This is a genomic window from Rhodanobacter sp. FW102-FHT14D06, assembly GCF_043950705.1.
GTDB lineage: Bacteria > Pseudomonadota > Gammaproteobacteria > Xanthomonadales > Rhodanobacteraceae > Rhodanobacter.
Map to the genome: position 1 here is coordinate 3,179,274 of NZ_CP170722.1, position 18,257 is coordinate 3,197,530.

The 18,257-nt window shown below is 61.8% G+C and carries 19 protein-coding genes and 1 tRNA gene; 18 read left to right on the top strand and 2 right to left on the bottom strand.

Going from position 1 to position 18,257, the window contains the following annotated elements:
• Positions 1–81 precede the first annotated feature (81 nt).
• The 12 genes from ACFCQI_RS14230 (at position 82) to ACFCQI_RS14285 (ending at position 9,427) form a co-directional block, all read left to right on the top strand.
• Positions 82–4,398, top strand: a complete 4,317-nt coding sequence (locus ACFCQI_RS14230) for a hypothetical protein (RefSeq protein WP_395117741.1) — start codon at positions 82–84, stop codon at positions 4,396–4,398.
• Between the two features lie 128 nt (positions 4,399–4,526).
• Entirely contained in the window at positions 4,527–5,510 is a 984-nt protein-coding gene (locus tag ACFCQI_RS14235) for a phage major capsid protein (protein ID WP_395117743.1), read from the top strand.
• A gap of 10 nt (positions 5,511–5,520) precedes the next feature.
• The gene (locus tag ACFCQI_RS14240) at positions 5,521–5,838 is read left to right on the top strand and encodes a hypothetical protein (protein ID WP_395117745.1); all 318 of its coding nucleotides are present in this window, start codon (positions 5,521–5,523) and stop codon (positions 5,836–5,838) included.
• A complete protein-coding gene (locus ACFCQI_RS14245; protein WP_395117746.1) occupies positions 5,835–6,032 on the top strand; it encodes a hypothetical protein in 198 nt (65 codons plus the stop codon). Before ACFCQI_RS14240 ends, ACFCQI_RS14245 begins: the two co-directional genes overlap by 4 nt.
• An 83-nt stretch (positions 6,033–6,115) precedes the next feature.
• The gene (locus ACFCQI_RS14250; protein ID WP_395117748.1) at positions 6,116–6,307 is read left to right on the top strand and encodes a hypothetical protein; all 192 of its coding nucleotides are present in this window, start codon (positions 6,116–6,118) and stop codon (positions 6,305–6,307) included.
• 38 nt (positions 6,308–6,345) lie between these two features.
• Complete coding sequence (locus tag ACFCQI_RS14255; protein ID WP_395117750.1) at positions 6,346–6,723, top strand: P27 family phage terminase small subunit; 378 nt, start codon at positions 6,346–6,348, stop codon at positions 6,721–6,723.
• A 3-nt stretch (positions 6,724–6,726) separates the two neighbouring features.
• The gene (locus ACFCQI_RS14260; protein WP_395117753.1) at positions 6,727–6,963 is read left to right on the top strand and encodes a hypothetical protein; all 237 of its coding nucleotides are present in this window, start codon (positions 6,727–6,729) and stop codon (positions 6,961–6,963) included.
• Complete coding sequence (locus ACFCQI_RS14265) at positions 6,960–7,193, top strand: hypothetical protein (protein ID WP_395117755.1); 234 nt, start codon at positions 6,960–6,962, stop codon at positions 7,191–7,193. Before ACFCQI_RS14260 ends, ACFCQI_RS14265 begins: the two co-directional genes overlap by 4 nt.
• Before the next feature lie 301 nt (positions 7,194–7,494).
• A complete protein-coding gene (locus tag ACFCQI_RS14270; RefSeq protein WP_395117756.1) occupies positions 7,495–8,004 on the top strand; it encodes a Panacea domain-containing protein in 510 nt (169 codons plus the stop codon).
• Positions 7,985–8,401, top strand: coding sequence for a hypothetical protein (locus ACFCQI_RS14275; RefSeq protein ID WP_395117758.1), 417 nt, complete (start codon positions 7,985–7,987; stop codon positions 8,399–8,401). Before ACFCQI_RS14270 ends, ACFCQI_RS14275 begins: the two co-directional genes overlap by 20 nt.
• A gap of 441 nt (positions 8,402–8,842) precedes the next feature.
• The gene (locus tag ACFCQI_RS14280; RefSeq protein WP_395117760.1) at positions 8,843–9,169 is read left to right on the top strand and encodes a hypothetical protein; all 327 of its coding nucleotides are present in this window, start codon (positions 8,843–8,845) and stop codon (positions 9,167–9,169) included.
• Entirely contained in the window at positions 9,170–9,427 is a 258-nt protein-coding gene (locus ACFCQI_RS14285; RefSeq protein WP_395117761.1) for a type II toxin-antitoxin system HicA family toxin, read from the top strand. It abuts the gene before it with no gap.
• Between the two features lie 251 nt (positions 9,428–9,678).
• On the opposite strand, the gene ACFCQI_RS14290 is transcribed toward ACFCQI_RS14285, so the two are convergent.
• Positions 9,679–9,755: transfer RNA gene (locus tag ACFCQI_RS14290), tRNA-Pro, on the bottom strand.
• 16 nt (positions 9,756–9,771) lie between these two features.
• The gene (gene rnd / locus ACFCQI_RS14295; RefSeq protein ID WP_395117763.1) at positions 9,772–10,929 is read right to left on the bottom strand and encodes a ribonuclease D; all 1,158 of its coding nucleotides are present in this window, start codon (positions 10,927–10,929) and stop codon (positions 9,772–9,774) included.
• Positions 10,930–11,178: 249 nt separating this feature from the next.
• On the opposite strand from rnd, the gene ACFCQI_RS14300 reads away from it, so the two are divergent.
• The 6 genes from ACFCQI_RS14300 to ACFCQI_RS14325 all read left to right on the top strand — a co-directional run bounded on the left by ACFCQI_RS14300 (position 11,179) and on the right by ACFCQI_RS14325 (position 18,118).
• Positions 11,179–13,116 (top strand): SUMF1/EgtB/PvdO family nonheme iron enzyme, encoded by a 1,938-nt coding sequence (locus ACFCQI_RS14300; RefSeq protein ID WP_395117766.1) that lies wholly within the window; start codon positions 11,179–11,181, stop codon positions 13,114–13,116.
• A gap of 292 nt (positions 13,117–13,408) precedes the next feature.
• A complete protein-coding gene (locus ACFCQI_RS14305) occupies positions 13,409–14,761 on the top strand; it encodes a tyrosine-type recombinase/integrase (protein WP_395117768.1) in 1,353 nt (450 codons plus the stop codon).
• Positions 14,762–14,837: 76 nt separating this feature from the next.
• A complete protein-coding gene (locus ACFCQI_RS14310; RefSeq protein WP_395117770.1) occupies positions 14,838–15,200 on the top strand; it encodes a type II toxin-antitoxin system RelE/ParE family toxin in 363 nt (120 codons plus the stop codon).
• Positions 15,200–15,520: a helix-turn-helix domain-containing protein gene (locus ACFCQI_RS14315; protein WP_395117772.1), complete on the top strand. Its 321-nt coding sequence runs from the start codon at positions 15,200–15,202 to the stop codon at positions 15,518–15,520. The genes ACFCQI_RS14310 and ACFCQI_RS14315 overlap by 1 nt, the downstream gene beginning before the upstream one ends.
• Positions 15,521–15,613: 93 nt before the next feature.
• The gene (locus ACFCQI_RS14320) at positions 15,614–16,750 is read left to right on the top strand and encodes a hypothetical protein (RefSeq protein ID WP_395117774.1); all 1,137 of its coding nucleotides are present in this window, start codon (positions 15,614–15,616) and stop codon (positions 16,748–16,750) included.
• Between the two features lie 84 nt (positions 16,751–16,834).
• The gene (locus ACFCQI_RS14325) at positions 16,835–18,118 is read left to right on the top strand and encodes a hypothetical protein (RefSeq protein WP_395117776.1); all 1,284 of its coding nucleotides are present in this window, start codon (positions 16,835–16,837) and stop codon (positions 18,116–18,118) included.
• Positions 18,119–18,257 lie beyond the last annotated feature (139 nt).

Genomic DNA, 18,257 nt, shown 5'->3' on the forward strand with positions numbered 1-18,257 from the left:
CGCCAGGTGCGGGGCTTTTTTATGGGCGAATGAAACATGGCTAACTCAGTTGGCAGCGTCTCGATTGATCTAGAAGCGCGCATGGCCAAGTTCGAATCCGATATGGGCCGAGCTGCGCGCATTGCAGATCAACGCGCAAAGGAAGTGCAGAAGTCATGGGGTCAAGCGCTCGCCCTAATTGGCGGCGGAGTATCCGTGGCTGGCTTCACCTCCGCCATCAAAAGCGCCGTCAATCAGATGGATGAACTGAGCAAGGCAGCGCAGCGTGTTGGCGTATCGACGGAAGTCTTTTCGTCGCTCAACTATGCGGCAAAGCTTGCAGACGTCAGCACGCAGGACCTGCAATCCACCCTCGGCAAGCTCACGAAGAACATGAGCATGGCCCAGTACGCGACCAGCCAGCAATCGCAGGTATTCAAGGCGCTAGGCATCGCCACGACTGATGCAAACGGCAGCCTACGCAGCAGCGTTGAAGTGCTCAAGGAATTCTCGGACCGGTTCAAGCAACTCAAGGGTGACCCTGACGCGATAGCCGCCGGCATGCTGCTGTTCGGGAAGAGTTTCCAAAACGTCATACCGCTGCTGAAAGACGGCGCTCAAGGCTTGAGCGATGCGCAGGCTGAAGCCGACAAGCTCAATCAGACGATCAGCGGCGAAGCCGGGAAGGCTGCCGAGCAGTTTAACGACAACATCACTCGGCTTCAGTCGGTGTCCCTTGGCTTCTTCAACGTTCTGGCAACCAAGCTTCTGCCGGAGCTTGATGCGTGGTCCGATGAAGTTGTGGATCTCGCATCTGACCACGACAAGATGAACACTGCGGTCTCAGGCATCACCAACACCCTCGAAGGGATTGCGGCGGTTGGCCACACGGTAGCCGCATCGTTCAAGTTCATTTCAGCCGGCATCCAATCAGTAGCTGTGACAGCGGCATCGGTGACGATTCAGCTATCACTGCTCAAGGATTCCCTCTCCCATCCTTTTGATGCCGATGCCCTGAAAGCAGACAATGCCAAGGCATTAGCGGATGTGGAAAACCTCAAGTCGTCACTGACGGACATTTGGTCAAGCGCCGCTGACGGCATTGATGCCTCATTCGATGCGGCGGGGAAGAATCTCGCAAGAATACGTGGTGAGCTTGTCGATTTTCCGAAGCAGCAGGCCGCGTCCGGAGCGGGCAATTTCATTGACGACGTTTTCGGCACTGATGAAGAAGCGGATAAGAAAGCTGAAGCAATAAGGTCTGCGCTGCATAAAGCCTTTGCTGACCCAACTGGTACCGGTGCGGCGGCGGCAAAGAAGAGTATCGACGCGGCAACGAAAGCCCTTGATGCGTATCAGAAGAAGATGGAAGAGCTATCAGCCAAGTCTGCTGATGCGGTTTCTTCCTACATCGGCAAGGACGTAACACCAGACGTCAAGGCCTGGAATGACTACGCCGATGTAGTTCGGAAAGTAGCCGAAGCGGAAGGTGCGCGAATTCAGACAGCGATCGCCGCCCAGAAGCAGGGTCTTAAGGGCGCCAACGTGGCAGAGGTGGAGGCGTCGGCGCAGCGCGACATGGTTGCTGCGCTGGAAAAATTAGCCCCGGCTCGTGATGCAGCCGCTGCCGCCGCGCAGAAAGAAATGGATACCTCAGGCAAGCAGATCGCACAGCTTCAGCAGCAAGTCGCCATGGCCGGATTGAGCGCGCGCGACCAGTTCATTGTGACCAATGGCATCCAAGCCGAAACGGCGTATCGCGAAAAGAACGCGAACGCGACAGAGGCGCAGATCGCGGCGCAGCGGCAGCTTGTTGAAGTAGCGGCCGCCAACGCTTACGACATGACGCAGTATGCCCAGCAGCAGAACGCCATCGCGCAGGAATACGCCGGCTTCTGGGAAAACGCAGCATCCAGCATCAGCAAGTCGTTCGGCGACCTGATCACGGGCCAGACGCGGAGCTGGAAGGATTTCGGCCAGTCCCTGAAATCCGTCGCGCAGCAATTTGTGAGTGACATCATCAGCCAGTTCGTGCGCCTGAAGATTCTCGGCCCGCTGTTGTCCGGCGCGATGGGCAGCGTGGCTGGCTGGCTGGGCATCGCCGGAAGCCTTGGCGGCAGCAGCATTACGCAGGCGGCGCAGTATTACGGCGGCGGCAGCACGATCGGCGAGACGGCCGGAAGCGTGGGTGGCGCCAATAGCTACGGCGGCATGCTCTCCAACCTCAGCACGATGAAGAGCCTGTATAGCTACATGTTCGGCGGCTCCAGCACCGTCGGCGTGCCAGTGACCAGCGCGACGACCAGTCAGGTCGCCATCGGCGCGAATGCGTTCACGCCCGCGAGCTACTACGGCGGCATGTCGCCATCGATCGGCGGCTACGCGGCGCCCTATGCCAGCGTGGCGGGCGGATTGGCCGGCGCGTACTACGGGTCGCGGCAAGGTGACGGCAGTTGGGGCACGGCGGGCAGCACGGTGGCCTATGGTGCGCTGGGCGCGGGCATTGCCGGCACGGCGGCGGGCGTTGCTGGTGGCATGGGTGTGGGCGCAGCGGCGGGCGGTGCGTTCGGCGCGGCGGCGGGTATGTCGTGGATTCCGATCGTGGGCTGGATCGCGGCACTCGCTGCTGTGGTGGACAAGGTCTCGGGCGGTAAGGTATTCGGCACGAAGTACCGCACCGACGCCAGCGCGGTCGACCTCAACATCGGCGCCGACGGCGCCAGCGCCGACGCCAGCGTCCACCAGTGGAAATACCGCAGCCAGTTGAGCCAGGCGTTCGGCCGCTTCGGCGGCATCCTGCTGCCCAGTGACTGGGGCGACAAGGACAAGCGGCAGAAGAATGCCGAGGTCACGCCGGAGATGACGGCGGCCGCCAAGGCGCTCTACGACAACATCGAAAAGACGATGGTCACTGGCGCGCAGAGGCTGGCCGTCGACGTGCCGGCGATGATCGAGGCGACGCTGAGCGCGCAGTCAACCTACGACAAAAAGGGCAAGCTGAAGACCACCGATTACGTGGTGGAATACCTCGGCCGCACGTGGAAGGAAGCCACCGCCGACGCCGCTGCGCAACGCCTCGGCGCCGAAGCGCTGGTGAAAGTCGTGGAGGCATCGGCCGGCGCGGTGGCGCAGTCGATCGCCGAGCAGTTCCGCGACAGCGCCGAGACGCTGCTCGATGGCGCGCAGCTGATGGTTGCCGCGCAGGCTGACATTCAGCGCGGCAACAGCCTGCTCGCGCTCGGCGCGACGGCCACGCTGGGGCAAGTCGTCGCGTTCGCCCAGACGATGCAGGCGGACGGCGAAGCGCTGGCGGACACGTACAACCGGCTGGTGCAAGCCAGCGCGGCGTACCTGCAGTTCGTCGGCCAGTTCGCGCCGGCTAACAACACCTTCGGCGGCTCGCTGCAGGCGATCGCGAAACAGATGCAGGCCAATATCGATCAGGCCAACGCGCTGGCGCAGGCGGCGGGCTTGCAGCATGCCAAAGAAAGCGATCTGGCCAACATCCATCAGTTCGCCGCCCACGCCGCCGCCGAAGCGATCGCGCAGCTCAGCAGCGCCGCGCAAGACCTCGCCGCGAAGCTCTACGACGTCACCGGCAGCAGCCTCAACGCGGTCAACGCGCTGCTCGACAAGATGAGCGGCAAGGTGCAGACCGCCGCGCAGCTGGCCATCGGCGACAACAGCCCGCTCAACGACAAGCAAAAGCTGGACGTGGCTCTGCAGGGCCTGCGCAGCGGCGTCACCAGCGCCGACGACGTGCTCAACCTCGGCCGCAAGCTGTACAGCAGCAGCGCCGACTACACCGGCCTGTTCAACAAGGTGCAGGAGATCCTTGGCCTGCCCGGTGCTGGCGAGAGCGGCATTGGCGGCATCAGCGACGCGCTGAAGGAATACAACGCGCTGATCGGCAAGCGCGACCAGTACGCCTCGCAAGCTGAAGCGATGACGCGCTTCAACGACGCCAAAACCCTCGCGCAGTACGTCGCCGATATCAGCACAACCCACGGCATCGGCTACGGCGAAGCAGCCAGCGGCTTGGGCTTCTCGCTGCAGGATCTAGCGAAAGACCTCGGCGTCACCAACCTCGCCGGCTACCTCGACAACCTGAAACTCGCCGACATCCCCGGCACGACGATGGATGCCAGCGCCAGCATCGTCGACGCCATCCGCCAGCTCGGCCGCGACTTGATCCAGACGATCAGCGGCGGCCCGCTCGTCACGCCGGGCCCAGCCAACAAGACACAGGCCGCCGAGACCGATCCGGAGATCCGCGCACTGCTGTCATCCATCGACCAGCGCTTAGCGAACTTGGAAGACCCGATCTCGCAGACCGCCAAGACCAACACACAGATGGTCAAGCAAGGGGCGGGCGATTCGCTGAACAGGATCGCCAGCAGCGCGCGGAGCCTTGCATGACACAAGCGATAGAAATCGTTGAGAAGTTCCAAGACCCGCGTAGTGCGGGTTTCCTTTTGGTGAGGTGGGCACTCACTGAAATCGACCTCGCCCGTAACCCCGCATAACCCCACGTCAAAGAGGTTCACATGAAGAAATCACAACTCCCCGCCACTGAATTCAGCCAGTACGCCAAGTGCCTGATGCTTTCCAATGGCGACCTGTTCCAGGCAAAGCGCGTCGCCGAAGAACACTGCACATCAAACCGCGTGCCCAGCGTCATCAAGGCGGCCATTGCAGCCGGCTCGACCAACGATCCGGCATGGGCCGGCAATATCTATGACGTTCGATTCATCGCTGAGGCGTTCGCTGCCAGCCTCGTCGGGGTGTCGGCCTTCGATACCATCGCTGCGGATTCGCGTCGTGCGCCACTGGCAACGCGTGTCGGCGCCACCATCAGCGCTGGCTTTGGCAATGTGACCGCCGAAGGTGCGCCCATGCCCGTCACGCAGATGGGCTTTGCTGCAACAACTCTGGCGCCGCGTCGCATCACTGCGCTGTGCGCCGTCACGCAGGAACTTCTGCGCGGCCCGTTTGCTGAGCAGTTCTTGGACGAGGAGATGGTGAACGCGGTGGCGGTTGCGCAGGACACCGCCTTTGTGACCACGATCACCAGTGGTGCATCGTCAAGTGCATCATCCGGGACTGGATCGGCCAACGCGCTGAAGGACATCCGCACCCTGTTGGACAAGGTGAATTCACCGGGCGCGGTTCCGTACCTGATTCTTGGCAGCACGAACGCCAACGCACTGGCCACGAGTGACGGCACCCCTTTTGCCAAGTGCACACCTACTGGTGGCGAGGTAGCTGGCGTCCCATACGTCGTGAGCTCCGCAGCGCCAACCAAGGCGGTGGCGGTGGACGCGCGTTCGTTGCTGACGGGTGACGACGTGATCGTCCTGGAGTCGAGCAAGCAGGCAACGCTGGAAATGTCCTCAACCCCAGTAGGCGGCGCCACCGGGCAGGTAGCTCTTTGGCAGGCGAACTTGGTGGGCTTGCTGGCATCGCGCTTGATCGGCTATGAGGTCATCCGCTCCGCTGGCGTGGCGGTTGTCACTGGCGCGGCATGGTGAGGGCCAGACGATGACCACCGCTGAACAAATCGCACGGAACGCCGGTGCGACTGATGCTGACCTAGCCCGGCCTGTCACTTACCGCGACCTATTCCGCTATGTCGATTCGCTTGCTGGCGAGATCAAGAAGCTGAAGGCACGGGCTGCCGAGGTGGAGACGAAGGCAATGCGCTTTCGTGGCGTCCACCAACCCGCCGAGGATTACACGCGTGGCGATCTGGTCACGCATCAAGGTGCGCTGTGGCACTGCAACCGCCCGACCACGGACCGACCGGGCAGCGGCGGCACGGACTGGCAACTGGCCGTGAAGTCTGGAGGTGCGTCATGACCGACAACGCGGGCGAGCAGGAACTGGAGTCGCAGTTATGCGCACTGATTGCCAAGCATGGCGACTGGCTGAGCGGCCCGGCATGGATGGCGATCACCGAGCGTGTCGGGCGAGGTTACTTCGACGACGTGCCGGAGATGTTCGACGCTGATGCGTTCCTGTCTGGATTCAGCAACGCATTGAACGACGGCTGACACAAGCCGAATCACCCCGAGGGCTTCGGGCATTTGGGGCAGTTGCCATGCGCGGCACTGCCCCTCTTTTTTGGGAGACACACATGGGCTTTCGATACCGCGAACAACTGCCGGACGACTTCAAGGTGTTTGCCGACAAGGCACGCAAGATGGGTTATCGCCTGATCGGCACGGCATCCGATGCTGAGCGTTACCGGATGACGCTACCGCACGACGGGCGAATCCTTGCCACCTTCAGTGACCTGGCTGCCGTGCGCGACTGGCTGGCCGACTGACCCCATGGGGGGCCTTGTCCGTCTCGCCGATGAAGCCGATGGACACCGGACACACTCCTTTCATTTCACACAACCGGGTAAATCCTTTGAAAAATACCGCCACCAATCCCCCGCCGAAGGGGCTTTCACCAGCCGCCGTCGCGTGGTGGAAACGGCTGCATGCCGAGTTCGACCTAGCCGACGAGGCCGCATCATTCCTACTTGAATCGGCGCTGCGATCGTTTGACCGCATGACGCAAGCCGCCGCGCTGGTCGAGAAGCACGGCATCGTCGTTGAAGACAAGTTCGGCCAGCTCAAATCCAACCCCGCGACCACCGTTGAACGTGATTCACGCGCGGCGATGCATAGCGCATTCAAAGCGTTGAACCTGGACGTGCTACCACCGCAGAAGCCGGGCCGACCGGCAGGACGATAGCCCATGACGACGATTCGACGCCGAACCCGTAACCAGCAAGCCGGACGCATTACGCCGGAAGCTTTGGCCGCGTTTGTTGCCGGCGACCATGCCACGCTGAAACACGCGCTACGGCTTCCACCGTGGCAGGTTAGCCCGCTGGACGCTGAGGAGGTATGTCCCTATCCGCCGCTGACCGCTGGCGCTGTGACGTGGCTGGATTCGCTCACGTTGCGCAATCAATTGGAGGCCGCTGCATGAGCACCCTTCACCGCAAGTCACGCCGCCGCACTGAAGATCGCCGGCCGCTGTACGAGGCATGGCAGGCAGGAGATCCGCCGCCGCCGTGGGCCTACGAACCGGGCGACCACCACGACGAGGTTGCGGGCTTGTACTTTTTCAAGGATCACCCCGACCAGCGAGACTGGCGCACGCACCCGCACTTGAACGATTGGGCCGCTGCGATGAAGGCATCCGCGCCTAGCCTGTAAGCCGGGCGAACGCACACACCGGGGGGCGCTTTCCAACATCAAACGCGGCGCACTCCGCACCGGCGCCCAAGGTGTTTATTTGCGCCGTCAGTTCAGAAAACATGGTTTCGCGCGGGCCGCTGCAATGGAGTCATCCACGCCCGGCAAGGAGACAACACCATGACCACCGCAGCACTAACCGCGTCTGGCGATTGCACGCTAGTCGCTCGCCCGCATCCATTCGACCCTGACAAGCGTTCGCGCCGTGGCCGACCTGGAAGCGCCACCGCAAGCGCTGTCTCTCATAAAATGAGACGGGCACATGGCTAAACTGACTCAACTAGGCTGGCAAGGGGTTGCCATGACCACAGCTAAAGACGTCGCTGGTTACATCGTCAAGAAGTTTCAGGATCGCGGCGACCTGATCACCAATCTGAAGATCCAAAAGCTGCTGTACTACGTGCAGGGTTGGCACCTTGGCCTACACAAGGAGCGCGCTTTCGATGGTGAGTTTCGTGCGTGGATACACGGTCCCGTGAACCTCGACGTCTACCACGAGTACAAGCGCTACCGCTGGACCCCAATCTCCGACGAACAGCTTGATGTCGATCTGCCGAAAGACTTGCAAGAGCATGTTGACGAGGTACTTTCCGTCTACGGCGGCGATACCGCGTGGGCATTGGAACACAGCACGCACTTGGAACGGCCATGGTTGACTGCGCGGGCTGGACTGAATCCCGACGATGAGGGTCACGCCGTAATCCGCGATGAAATCATGCAGGAGTTTTTTGAGGAACAGGCCAAGGACGACGGTGGGGATCAAGAAGGCTAAAACTGCTCCCGTGGTCGGCGCAATTCACAAGCTGCGCGAGATACCTACCGACCTGGTGAGGTTCTCCTTCCGCCACCTGACCTTCAGCGACAAGTTTCATCTCCCACACGACGACGTTGGGCGCTACGTGCAAACGCTACTCGAGCGTCTGCGTGACGTGTCCACCATGAAGGTGTTCGAGATCAAGGGCGCAGGCAAGGGGCTGAGGTGTCACGCCATTGACTGGAATGGCACCACTGAGCCAGACGGCTACAAACACCTGTCTCCGCAGTTGCAGGATTGCGAACCAAGGCAATTCAGCCTCTCCGCCAACAGTTATGGCCGAGTGCACGGCATCCTGATCGACAACGTCTTCTATGTCGTTTGGCTCGACCCTGGGCACGCGCTTTACAGGTAGCCCCCTATCCAACAATCCGGCGCTGTGATTTAACGACCAAGAGAGGTGGCTCGCCATCTTCGCTTGGTTGAACGTGCAGCGCGGTGCGCCGTATGCGAGTCCACTCAGACCTGATGACTATCCCCGCACGCACAGATTATTTCTCCAATTGGGGAATCAATCAGCAAATGCCTACACCGTGTGGCGCTGCCCGCTGATGGCCCGCCGCCGTTTGCCACGTTGTTGGCAACCGGCTGGGTGATCTGCGGGCTGCGGCGACATGAACCCTTCCGCGCCTGGGTGAATAGTCCAATTGACGGCGCCGTCACTAAAGCGTTATACGAGAAGTGTCAAGCTTGACTTCGAGCCGATTTAACAATTCAACCATGGCGGGAGCCTAGAATAGGCGGTTACCAAGAGCTGTTCGGGCAACAGACGGGGGTCTGAGCAATGGCAAGGAACATGATGAAGGTGCGGTTTTTCGCTGAAAAAGTGGGTTCCCAATGGCAGGCATTCTGCATTGACATGAATCTCGCGGTTCAGGCCGACACACTGCAGGATGCGCAGAAGAAAATCATCGCCATGGTGAAGAGCTACGTGGAGCTGGCGAAAGAGCAGAACGATCCACGGCACCAGCGTGACATGCTGTTCCGTCCTGCACCGCTGTCGATCCAGTTGCGTTACTGGTATGTATGGTTGCGCTGCAACTTGGCCAGAAACAACCACCACAATCACCACCATGCTGATCGCTTCTCTGTGGGACTCAATGGGCAGGCTGGATACTGCTGAGTGAGTCGAAAGCCGCAACTGGACTGCAGCGACGTCAAACGACTATTGAAGCTGCTTGGATTCAGCCTGTCTCGACAGGTTGGGTCGCATGAGCATTTCCAGATGGTGGCCCGTGGTCGCATGCGCACCGTTACGGTGGACTGTCCCAAGGCGCCTTTTGGTCCTTACCTCGTGAAGTCCATGGCATCCCAAGCTGGACTCTCGAAGCGCGAATTCTACGCCGCTAACGCAGGGTTGATCCCTTCGCCCTGGCCATAGCGGCTACGCGCACGCTTTCCCGTTGACCCACCACGGTTCACGGCACACGGTCTGGGCAAGCTCCCCACCGCGTGCCATCGACCATGGCCAACCAGATTCGCAGTGCGTGGCACTCGATGACCGGGCAACCATTGAGCTAGATTCTGACGCCGCCGCATTGGTGGCGCTTCTCTTTGGAGAAGAACGCACTTACCAAGCACTTATAACGAAAAAGGCCACCCGGTGAAGGTGGCCTAAGTCGTTGTTTTTCTTGGTCGGGGAGACAGGATTCGAACCTGCGACTTCTACGTCCCGAACGTAGCGCTCTACCAGGCTGAGCTACACCCCGTGGGAAGCCGCGTATCTTAATCGCCGGCCGAGGGCTTGGCAACTGGTCGGCTTGTCGCGGGGCGGTCGGGCAGCAGGCTGGCGAGGCGCGGGTGCAGCAGGTCGTGGCGCCAGCCGTCGAGGGACTCGGGCCATTCGGCGGTGACCACGTATTCCTCCAGCACCTTGCGCGGGCACAGCAGGCCGGGCGGCAGGTCGAGTTCGGTGGCGAGCGTGTCGACCGACTGCTTCATCGCCGCCAGCGCCTGCTTGGCGGCGCCCTGCGGATGGCCGGGGATGCGGGCGGTGGCGTCGATCTCCGCCGGGGTGACGGCGGGCGCGAGCACCTCGAACAGCTCGCTGCGCTGGGCCGAGCGCAGTGCGCGCTGGCCACGGGCGCGTTGCTCCAGTTCGGCCAGCGTGGCCGGCGGTTGCTGCGCCAGGCTGAGGGCGAGCGTGTCGTCCAGCAGCCACGGGCGCGGTACGTCGAGGCGGCGGGCGCAGCTGTCGCGCCACAGCAGCAGCCGGCGCAGGCGGGCCTGCGCTTCCGGGCGCCAGTCGGCCGCCGCGCGCAGGGCGCGCTGGGGCTGCGGATCGCTCTCGCGGTGCACGCGGCGTTTCAGCCGCTCGCAATCCTGCGCGTGCCAGTCGCTGCGTCCGCGCTGCTGCAGACGCTCGGCGAGTTGTTCGTGGATGGCCTTGAGATACACCACGTCCAGGGCGGCGTAGCTGCATTGCGAGGCGGTCAGCGGGCGACGCATCCAGTCCGAGCGGGTTTCGCCCTTGTCCAGGTCCACGCCGACCAGCTCGGCCACCAGCGCGCGATAGCTGACGCCCAGGCCCATGCCCACGAAGGCGGCCGCGATCTGCGTGTCGAACAGTTGCTGCGGGCCGGCCGGCAGCAGCGGCGCCAGCACTTCGAGGTCCTCGCTGGCGCTGTGCATCACGGTCACCGCTTTGCCCGCACTCAGCAGCGGTTGCAGTGCGGCGCCGATCGGAAAGGCCAGCGGGTCGACCAGCGCGTGACGGCCGTTCCAGCCCAATTGCAGCAGGGCCAGCTGCGGATGAAACGTGTCGCGACGCATGAATTCGGTGTCGAGGCCGACGGCCGCGTCCGCGGGCAGGGCAGCAAGCCAGGATTGCAATGCGTCGGCCTGGTCGATCCAGTCGGCAGCGGCGGTTTGGGACAGCGACATCGGGACTCCTTCGGGGGTGCCGGCGCGGATTGCCCTGCCGGCGGTTTGTGCCTATGGTGAACGCAGAGCCCGGGCGGGACGGATCATCCGGCGGCGAGGCGCGGCGAGCGGCGCGCGCTTCCGCCGGCATATCGGCGAGAATGGAGTCACGCGTCGAACGTCGGCCCGCCGGGTACGATCTCCGCCGCGAAGGTTTCCATTGCCCGGACTCCTTGGCACGATAACAGGCCGCAACCGGGACGCCCATCCATGCCACGCAATGCCATCCTGCGCCGTCAGCGTTTCTTCGGTGGGGCGCTGGGCATGATCGTGCTGGGCGTCGCGCTGACGTATCACTTTTTTCCGCAGTGGTTCCACGTGGCGCCGGGGCAGATGCCGCAGCGGGCGATGAGCCTGGGTGACGTGTCGCCCACCGGCAACCTGCCGCCGCAACGCGTGGCGGCGATCAACGAACTGAACGCCGGTCCGCCGCTGACGCTGGCCCCGACCGCGGTGATCGTGGCGCGCAACCGCAACAATGCCAGCCTGCCCGAGCAGAAATCGGCCGAGTCGCCGCAGGTGAAGGAGCTGCTGGCGCGCGCCCTCAAGGCGTTCCATGCCGGCCAGCTGGCTGGCGATCCGGAGAGTGCCGCCGCGTTGTTCATGCAGGCGCTGAAGGAAAAGCCGGACAGTCGTCGCGCCGTGCAAGGCCTGTTCGACGTGCGCGCCCGGCTGGTGGCGGAGATCGACCAGGACATCGCCGTCGGCGACGTCGACGCGGCGAAGGAATTGCTCGATGCCCTGCGCACCCTGCCCAATGCGGAGCAGGAAGTCGCGCAACTGGAGGAGAACCTGAAGACGCTGGCCACGGTGCGCCCGATGCTGGCCGCGGCGGCGGCGCTGCTGCAGCAAGGCAAGGCCGACCAGCCCAAGGGCGACAACGCGCTGGAGTTGTACCACCAGGTGCAACAGCTCGATCCGCAGAATGCGGTAGCCGAGCAGGGGATTTTCCAGGTGCAGCGTGCGGTGCTCGATCGCGCCCTGGCGGCGGTCGCGCAAAACGATTTCGCCGGCGCCGAGAAGCAGCTGGCCCGCGCGCAGGCGATCCGTCCGGGCTCGCAGCAGATGCACGACGTGCAACTGCGCATCGACGACATGCGCCGCCAGCGCGCCGCGGGTGTGCTGGCGCAGGCGCGGCTGGCGCTGGATGGCGGCAACCTCGAGCTGGCGACCAAACTGGTCGCGCAGGCACGCGCGACCGATGCCGACCTGCCCGAGCTGGCGCAGGTGGACGAGCAACTGACCAACGCACGCCTGTACGCGAACTACAAGCCCGGTCAGGTGTTCACCGATCGCTACGTCGACCTGCCCGGCAAGGGGCCGGCGATGGTGGTGGTGCCCACCGGCTCGTTCCTGATGGGGGCGGCGGCTGACAACGAGGATCGCACCGACGCCCAGTTGCCGCAGCACCGGGTCACCCTGGCCAGGGGCTTCGCCATCGCGCGCACGGAAATCAGCGTGGGCGAGTTCCGCGAGTTCGTCCGCGCCAGCGGCTACGTACCCGATTCGACCCGGCTCGGCGGCGCCAGCGTGTACGACGAGCGCAGCGGCGCCCTGCGCGACGATGCCAACGCCAGCTGGCAGGACGACTACGCCGGCCGCAAGGCCGGCGACAACCTGCCGGTGGTCAACATCTCGTGGAACGATGCGGTGGCCTACGCCAAGTGGCTGAGCGAGCGCACCGGCAAGCAGTATCGGCTGCCCAGCGAGGCGGAGTTCGAGTACGCGCTGCGCGGCGGCGCCACCAGCCGCTACTGGTGGGGCGACGCCGCACCCGACCAGAAGGTGGAGAACCTGACCGGCTCCGGCGACCGCTCGCGCAGCGGGCGTCGCTGGAGCAACGCCTTTCGCGGCTACCGCGACGGCTACTGGGGCCCGGCGCCGGTGATGAGCTTCGCCGCCAACCCGTTCGGCCTGTACGACATGGACGGCAACGTCTCCGAATGGGTCGCCGACTGCTGGCACGACAACTACATCCGCGCCCCCGACGACGGCAGCGCCTGGATCAACCCCGGCTGCCGCGTGCACGTGTTGCGCGGCGGCTCATGGGGCAGCTCCCCCGACCAAGTGACCTCCGCCTACCGCCAGGGCGCCGACGGCGACGTGCGCAGTGGCCGCGTGGGCTTCCGCGTGGTGCGCGAGTTGTAGCAGCCCATGCGCGCCCTGCAGACGTGAAAAACCCCGCGTGAAGCGGGGTTTTCGATACCTGGTACCGGTGAGAGGACTCGAACCTCCACTGTGTCACCACAAGCGGATTTTGAGATTGTTCTTGAGGAATAGCATGGGACTACGCTGGAACCCGCTAAGCCTTGCTGGGCTTGGTTTTCCAAGGGGTTAGTCCCGTCTAACCTTACGCCTTGACCAGACCGATTGCGGCACACTTCCCGATGCCGTGGCTCCTGGCTGGTTCCTGCGTTCGATCTCGAACTAGGAGGGCGTCATGGCCAAGATCAAGCTCACCAAATCCGCTGTCGATGCGGCCGAAATCATCAGCAAAGACTACGAACTGCGGGACACCATTGTCCCTGGATTCCTCTGCAAAGTCACCGCCCACGGCCGCAAGGTCTTCATGCTCCAGTACCGCACGAACTGGGGCGAGCGCCGCAAGCCGAAAATCGGCCAGTTCGGTGAGCTGACCATCGAGCAGGCCCGCTCGATCGCGCAGGACTGGCTGGCCGACGTGCGCAAGGGCAGCGACCCCAGTGCCGCCAAGCTGGCCGCGCGCATGGCCCCCACGGTCAAGGAGTTGTGTGAGCAGTTCATCGAGGAATACTCGAAGCTGCGCAACAAGCCCCGCACGGTCGATACCTACCAAGGGTACATCGACCGTCACATCATCCCGGCGTTGGGCAAGATGAAGGTGCCCGACCTGACGCGCGCGGACATCACGACGCTGATGCGCGACAAGGCGCATATCGCCGTCACGGCCAACCGGCTTCTGGCTTGCCTGCGCAAGATGCTCAACATGGCCGAGGTGTGGGGCTACCGGCCGGACGGCTCTAACCCGTGCCGCCACGTTCCCAAGTATCGGGAAGATGGCGAGACGCGCTACATCGTCAACGACGAGCTGGCACGCCTCTATGCCTATCTCGACCGAGCGGATGCCGAAGGGCTGGAGCACCCGACCCTGACGCTGGCGATCCGCCTGCAATTCGAGTTTTCGGCACGCATGATAGAGATCCGCACGCTCGAATGGGCTTGGGTCGATTTCGAGGATCGCCGCGTCGTCTGGCCAGACAGCAAGACCGGCGACATATCCAAGCCGATGAGCGAAGCAGCCTACCAACTGTTGTTCAATGCCCCGCGCATCAACGATTCGCCTTACGTGTGCCCGGCCGTCTTCGACAGCAAGGAACCGCTGCCCGAAAGCACCTATTACAACTCCTGGCGGCGCATCTTGGAACGGGCCAAGGTGCCGCATGTCGGCACGCACGGCATTCGTCATCGCGCGGCCACTGACATCGCCAATTCCGGCGTTCCCATTAAGGTAGGCATGGCGCTGACCGCGCACAAGACCGTCACGCAGTTCATGACGTATGTGCATACCGAGGATGACCCGGTGCGGGCGGCTGCCGAGAAGGTCGCCAACCTGCGGCGGGACGCCATCGACAGCCGGGCGTCGGCTACGTCGACTGCGCAGCCGCTGGCCGCTTGCCTCGTCGCGGAAGGCGAGAAGACCCGCACCAGTCAGGGCAACTATCGACCCTATCGCCACCGAAAAAGCCCGAAGCGCGCAGTGCCGCCTGGCACAAAGCGCGCAGCGCCAGAAGCGCCGGCGGCGGCCGGCTCCTGAACGTGGCGCCTGAATTGTCGTATCAGCGATACGACAATTCAGGACTTGCCATCCATACCCGAACGGATATAATTTCATGGTACAGAAACGCAAGCTTCTCTATTGGGAAGGCTCGTCGAAAAAGGACTTCAAGGAGTTCCCGATCGACGTGCAGAAGGACATGGGTGTGGCGCTGTTTGTCGTCCAGTTGGGCGGCACGCCGGATTCGGCCAAGCTCTGGAAGGGGCTGGGTTCCGGCGTGTACGAACTGGTGGAAGACCACCGGGGTGACACCTTCCGCGCGGTCTATACCGTGCGGCTCGGCGACGCGGTGCATGTGCTACATGCGTTCCAGAAGAAATCCAAGTCCGGCATTGCTACGCCGCAGCCGGACGTGGAGTTGATCGAGAAGCGGCTGAAAGCAGTGCTTGCCCGCTATGGGGCGAGCGGGAGAACGTGATGGCTCGCAAAGACAATCCACAAGGCACCGACAACGTGCTGCTGGATCTTGGTTTCGACGACGCGGAAGAACTGTCGGCGAAGGCGGCGCTCGCGCTCAAGCTCAACGAGCTGATTGATCGACGAGGCTTGAGCCAGAACGAGGCGGCGGCAATCACCGGTATGACCCAACCCAAGGTGTCACAAGTGCGCCGCTACAAGCTCCAGAACATTTCGTTGGAGCGGTTGATGCAGGCGCTAGTGTCGTTGGATCAGCACGTTGAGATCGTGGTCCAGCCTGCGCGACGCACACATGCCCCCGGCATTACTGTTGCAGCCTAGCTTCAAGCGGTGTTGAGACATCCGGCGATCTACCTGATTCTATTCGATCAGCCATAGTCGGGATGCGGCAAAGTCTTTTTTTTGGATTTTTACATGTTCTATTCGCGCAAATTAAATAGAGAAACCGGCCGCGTAGAGGTCTGGGAATGTGAATGGTCGAATTCCGACGCAGGAGCGGCAAGAAAGGAGTTCATTCGCAAGCACGGCGATGAAGAGGATGTCGAGTTTGAGCATGAGCAATACTCCGCTGCGGCTGCTGTTTGCTGGGCTCCAGGGAGGACGATCGGCAATATTGCCGTTAGCTCCGAGGAAGTGTTTGGTCACTTCGAAGGGAAGTCTGGTACCAATGCAATACTCCCATGCCACATCGTTCCTTGCGGGAAATTCAGGCACGGTGCTCGACGCTGGTACTGCAAGACACACCAGATTCACTGGGGCACAAATGCCGACATTGCAGCCCTGCCTGAATCAGGAGATGTTCGATGCAGTAGTCATCTGATGGAAATGAGCTATGTCGTAGATCCCCTCGAAGTCGAGTTCAACGAATACGAGGAAATAGGGATCTGGTGCTCATTGCCACCGGCTATATCCAGTCGCCCGATTGAAAAACGTGCTCCGAAGATTCACGTGCATAAACGATTTTCTGGCGCTGAAAGAAAGGAGCTAGATCGGGATTTTGATGCAATTGTGTGTTCGTATAACCAAGACGCCGGCCTTTTCGCAAATACCGAAATCACATTGATTCAAGTAACACCACCCGCTGCGTTTGAGTTCGTTCGCTCCGTCGAACAAGGGTATGAAACTTCGTGTGTCACATGCAAGAAGTGCGGATACCCTCACTTGGACCTTGGAAGCTTTGCCCGGACGCCGCATGCCAAGCATTTCTGCGGGAACTGTGGCAACGATAGTGTTTGGAGCGATGGGAAGATCGTATCCACTCCGCTTAAGCCGTTGCATGACCAGTTCAATAATAGCAATACCTATGTGACGCCCGATCGACGGCTAAATCTCGATGACTATGTTGGCCACCACTTCGATATGTGGTCATCGACTCCGGCGGTCCTGTGGACTGCGGATCGGCCTCAAGAGAAGGGAATACATGTGCATGTTTATGACGGCAATGGACCGCGCCGCATCGAGGATGACACTTTCGGAGAAGTGATTTTGAACGGCGAGGTATTGGATCGAAAACACTTATGGCAACTCATGGCCGCTAACACCTTGTACTGAGACACCTTGTGTTCAACCAGTGTTTTTTGTAACTCGCGTAGCGGTACGTGCCTGATATCATGAAGATGGGGGATTGTTCCAAGCATGGATGAGGCGGTCGTTGTCTTCTCTCGAAAGGGGCTTTTCCAAGCTACGATCGCCGCGCGCGATGTTCGCAGCCGGGAACATGCACGCAAGCTGTGGCCTCTGGTTTCTCCTGGTGCTTCACGGCAGATGGTGACATGGGTCAGCCCCTCCTTTGAGAACAAGAAGCTGCGGCGGCGGTCCCATTTCCGACTGCTTCCAGCAGAGCGCACCTATAACCCCAAAGCGCACTTTGACGAAGAAGAAGCTAGCCGGCAGCGCGCCGTGCATGAAAGTCCCGAACACTGGCGCGCGAAGGAGCTTATCGTTGCGGAGCTTGCGCGGCGTCTGGATGTCGGGCTTGCGATGCCCTGGTCATTCAAAGATGCGGATGCGTCGGACTATCCGCTAGAAGGTAACTTGCTGCTCGGCGCCGACCGGGCGGCGGCAGAGCATCCTCTAGAGACGCCGTTCGGTAGCCGATTCCGACTCGACGTCGCCGTGCTCGGGCCGCCTGTCCAGACCGAACCGATGGTGCTAGGAGGCGTTGAAATCGAACTTGGGCACGCCTTTGATGGGCGCAAGGCGTTAATCGGAAAATCGCTCGGATTCCCGCTCATCTCCATCGACATTACTGAGATGACGCTTGCCGAACTCACGCCCAAATGGGCACAAAAGGTGTTGACCGCGACCACGCGGAACCACGAGCAGGGGCGCCGGCAAACGTACATCTATGTTCATGATCTCCTGTATCCCCTCTACGCCCAACTACCAGCATTTCTTGACAGCGAGCAGCGTCACCAGTTTCTCGTGTTTGCGGACGATGACACTCTGCGCAAGCTGGTGCGCTGGATGAATCGGCTAGCGGAGAAGTTGCAGTATCCGAAGAATGTGGTTGCTGTTGCCTTGGTCAATGCAAAAAACGAACAGTCGCGCAAGATGCTGGAGCGTGCGGGAGAGGTCGTGGGGCCTGACTGGAAGGATTTCAACAATCGACAATGCCTGCGACTAACGCTTCCGCGCCCCAAAGGCCCAGCGGATCTTCAGGCTCATCGCTTTCACATGACGATGGCGCGGCTGCTGCTTTCGCACACCGATGCACTTGTTGGATATAAGTATTGCAATGGCGTGGACAACAACCACCCCGAAGAAGATGTTTGGGTCGCGCACCGCTGGATCGCCGACCTAAATTCCCATACCCAACACCGCGTACTGCCGAAGCGGTTGGCCGAGCCGATCAATAGGCTGATCGCGGTTGTCTCGGGCTTGCACCGCAATCACGAAATCTCATCCCCGGGGGCGTGACCATCTGTTACCGAAAATCATCGTGCAGGTGAACGCCGCGACGGAGCAGGCAGCCAGGCTTGCTAACTTGGACACTGACGCTCCCAGCCGTTCATGGGGGTGAAAAAGTCAGCGCGCGGAGCGTTATGAGGTCGCGCAT